Below are 12994 nucleotides of genomic sequence, written 5' to 3'. Positions count from 1 at the left end.
CTCGTGACGGCTGCGACGCTCGGCCTGCCGCTCGAGCGCGCAATGCGGGCGACGTCGTGGACTCGCGAGTTCGTTCATGCTATTTTCCCCGCCAGCGGGCCGGGCGAGATTGCACGAGGCATTTCTGCAACCGTTGCGCTGCGAGCGGCTCTCGCCGAAGAAGTGGAACCGCAGTCTCTCTGCGCGCGGCTTTTGCGCGATGCGCGAAAAAACGGAATCGGGGACGATGTGGCGATCGCAAACGCGATCGGTTTCTTGCTGCAAGGGTACGAGGCGACGGCGGGGCTGATCGGCAATACGCTCGTCGCGCTCGCGCGCCGCCCCGAGTCGCTGCGCCGGTCGCTCGCCGGCGAAATGGAACTCTTGCACGCGTTCGTGACCGACGTGGTACGGGACGACGCGCCGGTTCAAAACACGCGCCGGTTTGCCGACCGTGAGGTGACGTTGATGGGTTCGCAGATCGCGCGCGGCGATGCCGTCCTCGTCGTAGTGGCGGCCGCAAACCGAGACCCGCGCGCCACGCGCACGTACACGTTCGGTCTCGGCGCGCACGCGTGCCCGGGCATGCGAATGGCAACGACGATTGCCGCCGCCGGAGTCGCCGGTCTACTCGCCGCTGGCGTCGATGTTGCCGCGCTCTCCGTCACGGGCTACTTGCCGCGGGAGAACGTACGCATTCCGGATTTCGTGCGGAGCTAAGTTCTTAGCGAACCGACGCTACCGCGAACGCGGCCTCGTCGACGTACCGGAAACGTATCCGGCCGGTGCTCACTTTTGGCGGCAGCCCGTACCGCGAGAGATATTCCTTGATCCACGCGAGCGCGCGAACGCTGGTTTCGTCACTCGATTGCTTGTCGCTAAAACTCGTGAGCGAAACGATTTCGCCCTGGCCGGCATCGATGACGACGTAACTGGAAAAACCCTCGGAGCGCGTAATGACCGGCACGAGATTGGTGCGAACTTGGGTGAGTATTTCCGGCACGTCTGACGGTCTAAAATGATACCGCCGCATGACGCCGTACGCGGGACGCTCCGAGTTCGCCGCGCGCTCCACGAGCAATAGCTCGCCTTCCGAAACGTAGGCTGGCGCCTGCATCACCTTGGCGGCGTGCTTCTCGGTCCACTCGGCGGCGAGTTTCGTAGACGCGCGCGCCCCGACTCTGTCGGAATAGAGGCTGGTAGTTACGAGTTCGCCCTTGTCGTTGGTCGCAATGGAATATGCGGCGAAACCCAGCGTACGCGTGATGAGCGGTACGAAATCGGCGACGATTCGCGCAACGAGACGTTCGACTTCGCTCGCCTCGACGCTATATTCGCGGACGACACCAAACATAAACGCGCTCCGTTCGTGAAAGAGTGGGTGGCTTCTCCATTAGCATCCGTCCGCAACGCCGAACGCGCAAGTGACCTATGGACCACGACCAGTCCGTCGAAGGCGCTATTTGCTCGCGAGCAGCGCGATCGATCCGCTGACGGTTTCAATGTGAATCGTGGCCGCGCCCGAACCAAGGGTTCCGCTAGCGCTAACGCCGACGAAATCTCTCTTGCTGCGAACGGGAAAGTCGCTGGAAAAACTCCCCGCCACCGAGCCTGCGGTCACGCGCGCGCTCGTGGAACGCGGCACGTGCAATCGCACGCTGCCGCTAACGGTCGAAACGCTGACTCGGCCGCCTGCGGCGATGTCGAGCACCGACGCATCCGCATTCCCGGCCGTCGTTGCGATCTTGAGATCGCCGTCCACGTTGCGCACCACCACGTTGCCGCTGGTATCGGCCACCTCAACGGCAGCGTGCGTACCGTCGACCGCGATGTCGCCGGCGACGTTGGCAACGCGAACGCCGGCCCCGGCCGGAACGTGGATGGTGTAATCGACACTCGCTCCGCTGGCGCCATCGTGCGGGTAGGTGGTTTCAACAACGAGCGAATCGCCGTCGAGATGAACGTCCACGGCGGTGTTGCGGATCTCGTCGATGGAACGGCCGTACACGACTGCGTCCACTTGGGCCCGCGGCGCGTTCCAAGCCACCACGTTCACGCTTCCCGCAACGTTCTTGACGTTCAGGTTCCCGGTCGCGGGCAAGGCGAGTACGCGATGCACGTGCGACTGCACGCTACGATCGTGTGAGATCTCATTGGCAAGCGACGAGCACCCGAGAAGCGCGAGCGTCAGGCTTGCAACGGCTACCGGAGCGATGCTATTCATACTGCGGTCCCTCTACGAAAAAAAATGCATGCTGTTCGGTATACGCCGTTTGGACCGGGGAGTTTCGGCCCCGTGCGCCCGCCTTTTGACCGCGTCGCGCGGCGGTGGTACGATGCGCACTCGGAGGCGCTCATGAAACTTCGATATATTGCGGGGCTGAGCGGTGCGCTCGCCCTGGCAGCTGCAGTCACGGCGGGGAACGCTGCCGTTCCGGCCGGTTTACAGTACGACGAAATCGTCCGCGTGGTGATCGGGCCGGCGACGCCGCCCCCGCCGGGCGCATTTCAAAGCGACCTGGCAGAGATTGCGAATCCGGCTCCTGCGACCGCGCAGGCAGCGCCGAAGCATCGTGGTTTTTCCCTTGCGAACGTCGTGGGGTCCGTCCTCTCGGGCGGGAATCCGGTTGAGGCTGCCGCCGAGACCGCGGCCGAGGTCGCGACCAGTTCGATGCTCGAGAAAACGATGGGCGGCATGCTCGGTCCGCTCAACGCGTTTAACGATTTCATGCAGAAAGGGAAGGCCCAACGGTATACGTACTACCGTGGCTGGGAACGCGTCGACGATACGAGCGCGCAGATGGCCACGATAACGAAGTACGACCGGCATCAAATCATCACGCTCGATCTCGCGAAGAAGACCTACACCATCGTCGATCCCGATGCGATGCCGGCTCAGTCGCCCGAGCATGCGGATCGGCCGGCGCAGGCCGCGCCGGCGCCGCAGCCCGGAACCGCGGCGATCGTGCTCACCCGCACGGGCGACGCCCTCGGAGCGCGCGCGATCGACGGCATCGCCACGCACGGATACAACGAAACGGTCGGCATGAACATCAGTCACGCAACCGGGTCGTGCCGCAACGGATCGTTCTCGATGTCCACGACCGAGTACGTTTCGGCGCTTTCCGAGCCGAAACTCACGTCGTCGCGCGCGGTACTCCCTCGCGTGCCGATGAGTTCGCGCGCGCTCGTTACGCGCGGCGGCTGCACGCCCACGTTTAGCGCGCACGATAGCGGACCGGTGGCGCCGTCAGGCCGCCTGGTGATGTACTCGCTGGTTTCGATGCTGCCGCAAAACGCGTCGAACGCCGATCACCCGAGTTTCTCGTTCGTCACCGAACGGGGCAACGTTAAGACGCCTTCGGCGAGCGCATTGGCGGCACTCTTTGCGATTCCGCCCGGCTTTACGAAGTTGGGCAGTCCTTGAGTTTGGTGTATCCGTCGCTCGACGAGTGCGCGATCACATATTGCACGAGCGACGGCTCGCCCGGAACCGCGCTCGCCGGCGGCGGTTGGAAGGTAACGGGGAAGTTGGGGTTCTTGAGGTTCTGATCCGACCACGGATCGGCCGCCTGACTCGGATAGTACCAGTCGTAGTCGAGATCGACGCTCTGCGTGGAGTGGTCTGGAAAATGCACGCTCATGCGAATGTGTTCGAAGAAGCCGCCGGTCGAACTATCGTAACGGTTGCCGCCGGTCGGTTCGAATTCAACGAAACCGCATGGCTCGTTGGCCGCAGGCGCGCCGCCCGTGCCGTTGCCGTTTCCGCCGGTTCCCGTGCCGGTGCCGCCGGTTCCAACGCCGCCCGTTAGCGCCTTGCCGCTCGAGGTGCTCGCGCCTTGCCCGCCGGTCGGAACGTGAACGTGTGCCGGTTTCGAATGATATTTCGTGTGCGCGATCGCGCGCTTCTGGGCGTGCCGGCGAACGTGCTGGTTCTGCGACATGCGGCCCGGATTGACGACCGTGGTTACCACGTGCGAAGGCGCGATCACGTGCGTGTGCACGACCGGCTTGGGTGTGGGTTTGGGCGTCGGCTTGACGCGGTGAAGGATCTGCGTGATCGAGACGTGGGCCACGACCTCGCTCGTCGACGGGGTGGGCTGCCACCTGGCCGGAATCAGCCAGGCGACGATTTCGATCAGAGCTATCGCCATGGCGAATGCAATGGTCAGTCGTCGCCGGTCGTCGTCCTCATCCCCAAAGAGCGACGAGAGCCATCCGTCGCGGACGGATGACTCTCGCTCCCGAATGGTCTGCTGTGACGTGGGATTCACCCCTTATGGATTAACCCCGTACGTTTGGCGATACCACTGATCGAACTGCGCGGTGGTGGGATAGTAGCCATACTTGTGATAGTACCAATCGCGATAGGCCGATTGACGGCGCGCGACGGCGCGATTTTGAGCGCGTTTCTCGCGAACCTTATGGTTGTAATTGGTGACCAAAACACCCGCTGCCGCTCCCATGAGGATGATATTGCGGGTGCTGGCCTTGCCATCGGCCAGAGCCGGGGCGATCGAACCGAGGGCGATCGACGCCGTCAGGGCCGCCGCCAGTAGATAGTTCTTCATAACCGTTCCTTTCCCAAAACGCTCCGGGTCTTGTACCCAGATGAACGAAAAGGCCGCCTAGCCTGTTCCACGAATCCACGTGCCTCGTGGACGTTACAACACTTATTCGCGCAATACCCGATTTTCCAATCCCGGGAATCCTCTTTCGGGACATCACCCCGATGCTCAAGGACAAGGACGGATTCAAGGCGGCGGTCGACTTGTTCGTCGAGCACTACAAGGGGCGCCGCATCGACTACGTGGTGGCCATCGAAGCTCGCGGCTACATGCTCGGCGCCCCGCTTGCTTATGCGATCGGCGCCGGTTTCGTACCGGTTCGCAAACCCGGCAAGCTGCCGTACGACAAGTTGAGCGAATCGTACGCGCTCGAGTACGGAACCAATTCGCTCGAAATTCACGCCGACGCGCTCGGTAACGGCGACCGGGTGCTTGTCGTCGACGATCTGCTGGCAACCGGCGGTACCGCTGCGGCCACGAAGCGTCTGCTCGAGCGATTGGGCGCGACCGTCGAGGGCTTCGCGTTCTTGATCGAGCTTGCGGCCCTCAAGGGGCGCGACGCTTTGCCCGGGACGGACGTTACTACGTTCATCAAATACTGACTCACTCGCCCAAAGGAGCCGCCGTGCGGTATCTCTTCGCGCTGTTGATCTCGGCGGCGGCGGCCGTTGCCATTCCGGCGGCGGCCTCCGCGCGCCAGCCCGCGCCCGTGCCGACCGCGAGTCCGGCCGTCGGCACCCCCGACGCGCCGGTCCTGCCCTCGCCCAAACCCGCGCCGGAGACGCCGTCGGTCACGAAGACCGCCGTGCGCGAGTTCCTCGCCTGGCAGCAAGGGACGGTCGATCGGTCGCACTACTCCGACATGATGAACGCCAACATCTCAGACGAGCTGCTCACGAAATCGGCCGCGGGTCTGGCCCATCTCGGCGGACTGCAGAAGGCGACCTTCGAGGGAATCAGCACCGCTCCGCACGGCGAGAAATTCTACACCTATACGATGACCTGCGAAAACGGCAGCGTGCGCATGCAATTCGGCTTCGATCCCCAGGGAAAAATCGGTCTGCTCTACTTTTTATAGGGCGTCTGTGGCATTATAAGGGCTACCGATGACGATAGCCGAGTTAACTGCGAAGGTTCAGGCCTACGATGCGTCCCTCGACGCAAGCTGGCTCGCGCGCGTCTACGAGGTTGCCGACACGGCCCACGGAGGGCAGCGCCGCGCCTCGGGCGAGTCCTACATCGAACATCCGCTCGCCGTCGCCGGGATTCTAGCCGAGCTGGAGATGGACCGGCAGACGATCGCCGCCGCGCTGCTCCACGACGTCGTTGAAGATACGAGCCTCACGAGCGAGCAGGTTGCCGCGGAGTTCGGCGAGGAGATCGCGAGCCTCGTCGACGGCGTCACCAAGCTGACCCGCATTCCGTATCAATCCAAAGAAGAAGCGCAGGTCGAAAACCTGCGCAAGATGTTCATGGCGATGGCCAAGGACATCCGCGTCATCATCATCAAACTCGCCGACCGCCTGCACAACATGCGCACGCTCGCGAGCCTCCCTCCTACCAAGCAGCTTTCGATCGCGCGCGAGACGCTCGACATCTACACGCCGATCGCGCACCGCTTGGGGATCTGGAAGATCAAGTGGGAGATGGAGGACCTGTGCCTGCGCTACATCGACCCCGATGCCTATCGCGAGATTGTGGAACGCGTTGCAAAAACGCGCAAGGAGCGCGAGAGCGCCGTGGCGTCGGTCGTTACCGGGCTGCGGGCCGAGTTCGGGCGCCTCGCGATCAATGCCGAGATCCAGGGCCGCCCCAAACATTTCTGGTCGATCTACAGCAAGATGAAAAAGGGCCGCGACTTCTCGACCATCTACGATCTCACCGCCATTCGCATCATCGTCGACTCGGTGAAGGATTGCTACGCCGCGCTCGGCACCGTGCATTCGATGTGGACGCCGCTGCCGGGCCGGTTCAAAGATTACATCGCGATGCCCAAGCCCAACATGTACCAGTCGCTGCACACAACGGTAGTGGGGCCCGAAGGCGAGCCGCTGGAGATTCAGCTGCGCACGTGGGAGATGCACCGCACGAGCGAATACGGTATCGCCGCGCACTGGCGCTACAAAGAGGGCGGCAAGGCCGACCAGTTCGAGAACAAACTGTCGTGGCTGCGCGCGCTGCTCGAATGGCAGAAGGACATGCGCGACTCGCGCGTGTTCATGGAGAACCTCAAGCTCGATCTCTTCGATAGCCAGGTCTTCGTATTCTCGCCGCGCGGCGATGTGTTCAGCATGCCCGCGCAAGGCACGCCGCTCGATTTCGCCTACACGGTGCATACCGACGTCGGCAACCACTGCGTCGGCGCGCGAGTCAACGGGCGAATCGTTCCGCTCGATCACACGCTGCAGAACGGCGATATCTGCGAGATCCTCGTCAACAAGAACGGCGGACGTCCTTCGCTCGACTGGCTCTCGATCGCGAAGACCTCGAGCGCGAAGCACAAGATCAAACAGTGGTTCCGCAAAGAGCGCCGCGAGGAGAACGTGCTCGCCGGCCAAGAGTCCGTCGAGCGCGAACTCGCGCGCAGCCACGTGAGTTTTCTCGAGTTGCTGCGCGGCGACATCATCGAACGCATCGCGCACCGCATGAACTTCGCGACGCCGACCGATCTCTTCGCCGCCGTCGGCTTCGGCGACGTCTCCACCACCTCGGTCGCCAATCGCATCAAGGACGAACTCAAGAGCGGCAACGTTGTCGACATCTCGACGCTCACGCGGCCCGCATCCGTCTCGCGACGCACGCAGCGCAAGACCAGCGGCATTCGCATCGCCGGCGTCGACGATGTGCTCGTGCGTCTCTCGAAATGCTGCAGCCCGGTGCCGGGCGACCCGATCGTGGGCTACGTGACCATCGGCAAGGGTGTGAGCGTGCATCGCGCCGACTGTCCGAACGTCGCATACATGACGGCGACGCCCGAACGCATGCTCGAGGCGACTTGGGCCGGCGTTACCGAGATCACCCACGCCGTGGATATCGAGGTTGAAGCCGCCGATCGCCCGCAACTGCTGCAAGACGTGATGGCGGTATTCGCGGAGTTGAAGACGCAGGTCAGCTCGGTGACGGCGCGCGTCAAACGCGATCGCCACGCGCTCGTGAGTTTGACCGTGCAGATCCACGATCTCGATCACTTGCATCGCATCCTGCGCAAACTCGAAACGCTCAAAGAGATCCGCCGGGTTTATCGCGTGACCAAACGCGAAGCCAAGAGCGGCACGAACTAGTACTCGTTTGACGCTCGGGAACGATGCCGCTCTCGCGGGCGTGGCTTTGCTGGGCGGTGCGATCAACTCCGTTGCGGGCGGCGGAAGCTTCCTCACCTTTCCAACGCTGATCTTCGCCGGCGTTCCGGCGATTAGCGCCAACGCGACCAACAATACCGCAATGTGGGTCGGCGTGCTCGGCAGCGCGCGCGGTTATCGTGAAGAAATCCGGGCGCACCGCGGGATACTGCTCCCGGCCATACTGGTGAGTCTGGCGGGCGCGTTGATCGGCGCCGTGCTCTTGCTCAAAACGCCGCCGACGATCTTCGAGCGGCTGATTCCCTATCTGCTGCTTTTCGCAACGGTCGTGTTCGCGCTAAGCCCGTACTTCACCAAGCCGCACGACGGCGGCCGCGCGCGTTCCCATTCGCCTATCGCGCTGGCGCTGCAGTTTCTGGTAGCGATCTACGGCGGCTACTTCGGCGCGGGTATGGGCATCTTGATGCTCGCGATTCTCGGTTTCTCCGGATTGCCGAACATGAACGCGATGAACGGCATCAAGAACGCCCTTGCGATCGTGATCAATGGCGTGGCGATCGTGCCGTTCTTTATCGCCGGCGTCATCAACTGGCCGCTGGCGTTGCTCATGGCCGTCTTCGCGACCGCGGGCGGATACCTCGGCTCCCGTTTGTTCCGGCGCGTTCCTTCGAAGGTCACGCGCGTCATCGTGATCGCCATCGGCGTCGCGATGACCGCGTACTTCTTTCTGCGTTAGTCGGCTCCGTGGGCGGGAGCGGGCATGCGCGGCGCGGGCGTTTCCAAGCGCGGCTTCGGAACGCCGGACGTTTCGGCGCGTTGAGTGAAGCGCGGTTCGATGTGGTTGGCCACCCAGAGATAGAGCGTGGGGATCACGACGAGCGAGAGCACCGTCGAGCAGAGCAGACCGCCGATAACGACCGTGCCGAGCGGCGCCTGGCTCGAACTGCCGGCCTCGAGCCCAATGGTCAGCGGCGTCATGCCGCCGATCGTTGCGAGCGTGGTCATCAGGATCGGCCGTAGGCGCAGCGGCGCCGCCTCGAGCAGCGCTTCGCGCGGCGCGCGGCCCTGGTGCCGGAGCTGATTGGTGAACTCGACGACGAGGATCGCGTTCTTCACCACAATGCCGACCAGCATCAGGATGCCGATGAACGCCGTCAGGCCGAACGAGCGGTGCGTGATGACCAGGGCGAGCACCACGCCGGCAAGCGAGAGCGGAATGGCCGTAATGATCACGAGCGGATGCAGCAGCGACTCGAATTGCGCCGCCAGCAACATGTAGATGAGCAGGATCGCGAGCGCCACGATCAGCGCCAGGTTGTTGAAGGTGCTGCTTTGCTGCGCGATTCCCGGGCCGTAATCCCAGTGATATCCGGTCGGCATCGCTAAGCGGTTCATCACGAGCGCCGACGCGCTGACCGCATCTCCCAGCGGTGCGCCGTTGAGCCCCGCGGTTATCTCGATCTCGCGCTGCTTGTTCATGCGCGTGATTTCCGACGGGCCGCTTCCGATGGTAACGCTCGCGACGCTGCTCAGCGGAACGGTCGTGAGGCTGTAACTCTGACCGGGCGTAGCGGAGGTCGTGTTGACGAGCGACGCTCCCGTTCCGTTGGTTGGAACGGTCAGGGCGAGAGCGGCGACCGAGCTATACGAGCGCCGCTGGTTTGCGGGCAGTTGAACGATGATCGGGTACTGCGTGCCGTTTACTTGCAGGTATGATGCGATCGAGCCGCTGGTCGCGGTATCGATGGCTTGCGTGATGGCTTGCGTCGAAAGGCCGAGCGACGCGGCGCGCATGCGATCGACCGTGATGTTGAGTTGCGGCTGCGCGTCGGTCGTGCTCGCACTCGGACGCGTGATTCCCGGAATCTGTTCGAGGCCGGGGAGCGCTTCGTTCGCGAGCCGGCTCAGCGTGGTGACATCGGGTCCGTAGATCATGATCGAAAGTTCGTCTTGGCCTTGCGAGAGGATGCGCGAGACGATATCGGTCGTGCGCCCGTAAACGACGAGCCCGGGTATCGGATCGCCCACCATCGCGTGAACCTGCGCGCGCCGCTGCGGCGACGGCGTGCGGCCTGCGCCGCCGCCGCGAGCCGGCTGGCCGCTGAGCGCGCCCTGCCACAACGCGACGAACTTGCCCGCATCCGCGCTGTTCGTGCCTTCTTTTAAGGTGGCTTGAATCTGCGAGCGATTCGTACTGGACTGAGCCCCACCGCCGCCCGAGCCGACCGTCGCGCCGACGTCGGTCACACGCGGGTCGCGCAGGAGCCGCTGCTCGACGTCTTTCGTGACGTTGTTGGTGACGTCGAGTGCCGTGCCCGTCGGCATGCGCAGCGAGAAACTCGCAAATCGCGAGTTGGTCGGCGGGAACATTTCGGTCGCAACGATGCCCGTGCGCAACGCGACGAGCGTGAGCACGAAGATGATCGCCGCGGTGCCAAAGACCGGCGCCGGATGATCCAGCGACCACGTCAGCCAGCGCTTATAGCGATTCGAGAAGCGTTCGTACTGACGATCGAAGGACGCGCTAAACCGCGCGTAGGGCCCCTGCTTGCGTCCGCCGTTGGTTGTTGGCCGCTCCTTCGCCCACAGGCGCGTTGCGAGCATCGGCACGGTGGTGAGCGCGACGAGCAGCGAGATGCCGACCGCCACCATGACCATCACGGCAAACGGCGTGAAAAGCAGACCTTGCAGTCCCGGAATCAGCACGAGCGGAACGAAAACCGTGATGACCGTTATCGACGACGCCAACACCGCGCTGAAGATCTGCGTGACCGCACTTTGCGCGGCCTGAACGATGTTTTCGCCGCGCATGTAGTGCCGGTAAATATTTTCGATCACGACGATCGCGTCGTCGACGATGAGACCCACGGCGAGCGCCAATCCGCCGAGCGTCATCGTATTGAGCGAATAGTTCAGAATATAGGCCGCGAAAAGCGTGCCCAGCACCGAAATCGGCAGCGATATCGCGACGATGAGCGTGGAGCGCCAGGAGTGCAGGAAGAGCAGAATGACGAGCACGGCGAGGACGGCACCGTAGAGGGCGGTGTGTTCGAGCGCCGAGATAGCGTCGTTAATGAAGCCGCGTTGATCGAGCGTCACGCCGAATTTCATCGACGGGTAGCGCTTCTGGATATCGGCGATCTTCGCGTAAATGCCGCTCGCAACGCCCACGACGTTCGCATCGGGTTGAGCCGTGATCGAGACGTTGATCGCGGGCTGCCCGTTCAATCGCGAGAAAGTGCGCTGCTCCTGAATCGCATCGGTAACTTTGGCAACGTCGCGCACGAAGACGGGTGCGCCGTTTTTGGTGGTGAGAATCGTGTCGGCGATCTGCTGCGCGCCCGTGTAGAGCGCGTTGGTTTGAATCTGATATTCGTTTCGCGAGATCTGAACGATGCCGGCCGGCAGGTTGACGTTCTCGGCCTTGATCCGGGCGACGAGAGAATCGGCCGTCAGACCGTAGCCGGCGAGCAGATTCGCATCGGGCTGCACCATGATCGCGCGCGTTTGACTCGAGCCCACGTTCACGGAGCCGACGCCCGCGACCGCCGAGAACTCGTCTGCGAGTTGGTTGGTCCACAGATCGGCGAGGTCGCGCTGCGAGCGTTGGCTGTCGGTGACGTAGGCGCTAACGACGGGCAGCGAGTTCGGATCGAACTTGGAGATCTGCGGCGATTGCAGCGACGGATCGTTCGGAAGCTGACCGCGAATGCGATCGACCTGTTCTTGCACGTCGACCGCGGCGGTATCGATGTTAACGCCGTAGTGGAACTGCGCGCGGACGCGGCTGGACCCCTCGGAGCTCGTGGACTCGATCGTATCGATCCCGGCAACGCGGCTAACGGCGTTTTCGATCGGGCGCGTAACGAGCGTTTCGATCGAGTCTGGCGAGACGTTCGGATAGCTGACCGTTACGCTGATGACGGGCGGCGAGAAGCTCGGGAGCAGCGAGATTGCCAGTCGCGGAATCGCGAAGAGGCCGAGAACGATGATCGCCGTCGCGATCATGGCGACCGCAATCCGGCGATTGACGGCGAATTTCGCGATCGCGTTCGGGCGCTGGCCGTTTTGATGATCGTTGAACAAAGAATGGGCTCTTCTGGCGCCACGCCGGGGCTTTGCAGGTGTTCCTCTTGGCGGTTCCTTAGAGGCTATGGTACCCCGCTGAGAACGTCATGAGGCACAGCGAAACGGACACACTTTTCACCTTGTGACCCGGTAGCGCCCGTGATATACTCCTGGAGTTTCCGACTCGGGCCATTTTGAGCCACGAGTCGCCCCCTGCCCGCCGGGGACCGGTGGGCCGCCCGCACGCGGGCGTCCGGAGAGGGACGAGATGTCTACAGAGTACGAAGTCACCTATATTTTTCGGCCAAACCTCGAAGAGAACGAAGTCGAGGAGCGCTCGAACGCAATCGGCGAGTTGCTCAAGACCCAGGGCGGCACCGTGCTGGGCATCGAGCGGCTCGGCAAAAAGCGCCTGGCCTACGAGATCAACGACGTGCGCGAAGGCATCTACGTTGTAATGCGCTTCCAATCGGAGGCTGCCGGTTCCAAGGAGCTCGAGCGCCTGATGACCCTCAACGAGGACGTGATGCGCGCTCTCTTCATCAAGCTGGATAAGCATGCGCTGGCCGCTGAAAAGCACGCGCTGCTGAACCCGCCGCCGCCCCCCGCCCCCGAAATGGCTAGCCCGCGCTTTTAGGTGCCACCCATCTGGCATAGCAAGAGCCGATGATGGGTTCGACACCCGCACATCGTTTTGATTAAGCCGAAGAAAGAGTAGCGTTTGGTATGGCGGCATCGTTTAACAAAGTCATTATGGTCGGAACGCTCGTTCGCGACCCCGAGATTCGGTATATTGCTTCGGGCGCGGGTGTAACGAAGTTTCGCATCGCGGTCAATCCCAACAAGCGCGACGCAAAACCCGAAGACACGCTCTTCATCGACGTCGTCGCCTGGGATAAGCTCGCGGAAACCTGCAACACCTATTTGAAAAAAGGCATGTCGTGCCTGGTCGAGGGACGTCTTTCGATCCGTCAGTACGACGATAAAGACGGCAACAAACGCCAAGCCACCGAAGTCGTGATCAACACGATGCAAATGCTCGGCTCGCCGCGCGATCGCCAAGAAGGCGACTCGTTCGGC

13 protein-coding genes are annotated in these 12994 nt (G+C 62.9%); 8 read left to right on the top strand and 5 right to left on the bottom strand.

Annotated features, from left to right (window positions below):
- A partial coding sequence (locus tag VIG32_01480; protein ID HEY8296680.1) for a hypothetical protein occupies positions 1–699 on the top strand: 699 nt, incomplete at its 5' end.
- A gap of 4 nt (positions 700–703) precedes the next feature.
- Here VIG32_01480 and VIG32_01475 read toward each other — a convergent pair.
- A complete protein-coding gene (locus tag VIG32_01475) occupies positions 704–1333 on the bottom strand; it encodes a hypothetical protein (protein ID HEY8296679.1) in 630 nt (209 codons plus the stop codon).
- Positions 1334–1438: 105 nt separating this feature from the next.
- Positions 1439–2203 carry a DUF4097 family beta strand repeat-containing protein gene (locus tag VIG32_01470; GenBank protein HEY8296678.1) on the bottom strand — a complete coding sequence of 255 codons (765 nt, stop codon included), beginning with the start codon at positions 2201–2203 and terminating at the stop codon, positions 1439–1441.
- A gap of 132 nt (positions 2204–2335) precedes the next feature.
- On the opposite strand from VIG32_01470, the gene VIG32_01465 reads away from it, so the two are divergent.
- Entirely contained in the window at positions 2336–3406 is a 1071-nt protein-coding gene (locus VIG32_01465; GenBank protein HEY8296677.1) for a hypothetical protein, read from the top strand.
- Here the strand turns inward: VIG32_01465 and VIG32_01460 are convergent.
- Both VIG32_01460 and VIG32_01455 read right to left on the bottom strand, forming a co-directional pair.
- Complete coding sequence (locus VIG32_01460; GenBank protein ID HEY8296676.1) at positions 3384–4133, bottom strand: hypothetical protein; 750 nt, start codon at positions 4131–4133, stop codon at positions 3384–3386. The two genes, VIG32_01465 and VIG32_01460, sit on opposite strands and share 23 nt — an antisense overlap.
- Positions 4134–4256: 123 nt before the next feature.
- Positions 4257–4550, bottom strand: a complete 294-nt coding sequence (locus tag VIG32_01455; GenBank protein HEY8296675.1) for a hypothetical protein — start codon at positions 4548–4550, stop codon at positions 4257–4259.
- Between the two features lie 86 nt (positions 4551–4636).
- On the opposite strand from VIG32_01455, the gene VIG32_01450 reads away from it, so the two are divergent.
- Genes VIG32_01450 through VIG32_01435 form a run of 4 tightly spaced genes read left to right on the top strand, consistent with a single transcriptional unit; the run spans position 4637 to position 8582 of the window.
- Positions 4637–5149 carry an adenine phosphoribosyltransferase gene (locus VIG32_01450; protein HEY8296674.1) on the top strand — a complete coding sequence of 171 codons (513 nt, stop codon included), beginning with the start codon at positions 4637–4639 and terminating at the stop codon, positions 5147–5149.
- 23 nt (positions 5150–5172) lie between these two features.
- The gene (locus tag VIG32_01445; GenBank protein ID HEY8296673.1) at positions 5173–5625 is read left to right on the top strand and encodes a hypothetical protein; all 453 of its coding nucleotides are present in this window, start codon (positions 5173–5175) and stop codon (positions 5623–5625) included.
- Between the two features lie 28 nt (positions 5626–5653).
- The gene (locus VIG32_01440) at positions 5654–7828 is read left to right on the top strand and encodes a bifunctional (p)ppGpp synthetase/guanosine-3',5'-bis(diphosphate) 3'-pyrophosphohydrolase (GenBank protein HEY8296672.1); all 2175 of its coding nucleotides are present in this window, start codon (positions 5654–5656) and stop codon (positions 7826–7828) included.
- 7 nt (positions 7829–7835) lie between these two features.
- Entirely contained in the window at positions 7836–8582 is a 747-nt protein-coding gene (locus tag VIG32_01435) for a sulfite exporter TauE/SafE family protein (protein ID HEY8296671.1), read from the top strand.
- On the opposite strand, the gene VIG32_01430 is transcribed toward VIG32_01435, so the two are convergent.
- Positions 8579–11932: an efflux RND transporter permease subunit gene (locus VIG32_01430; protein HEY8296670.1), complete on the bottom strand. Its 3354-nt coding sequence runs from the start codon at positions 11930–11932 to the stop codon at positions 8579–8581. The genes VIG32_01435 and VIG32_01430 overlap by 4 nt on opposite strands.
- A gap of 250 nt (positions 11933–12182) precedes the next feature.
- On the opposite strand from VIG32_01430, the gene rpsF reads away from it, so the two are divergent.
- On the top strand, positions 12183–12551 hold the full coding sequence (rpsF, locus tag VIG32_01425) for a 30S ribosomal protein S6 (GenBank protein ID HEY8296669.1): 369 nt from the start codon (positions 12183–12185) through the stop codon (positions 12549–12551).
- A gap of 89 nt (positions 12552–12640) precedes the next feature.
- On the top strand, positions 12641–12994 hold a 354-nt coding region (locus tag VIG32_01420), incomplete at its 3' end, for a single-stranded DNA-binding protein (protein ID HEY8296668.1).

This window comes from Candidatus Baltobacteraceae bacterium (assembly GCA_036559195.1).
Classification (GTDB): domain Bacteria; phylum Vulcanimicrobiota; class Vulcanimicrobiia; order Vulcanimicrobiales; family Vulcanimicrobiaceae; genus JALYTZ01.
Note: the sequence above shows the minus strand (reverse complement) of the source record. Positions and strands in the feature narration are given on the sequence as shown.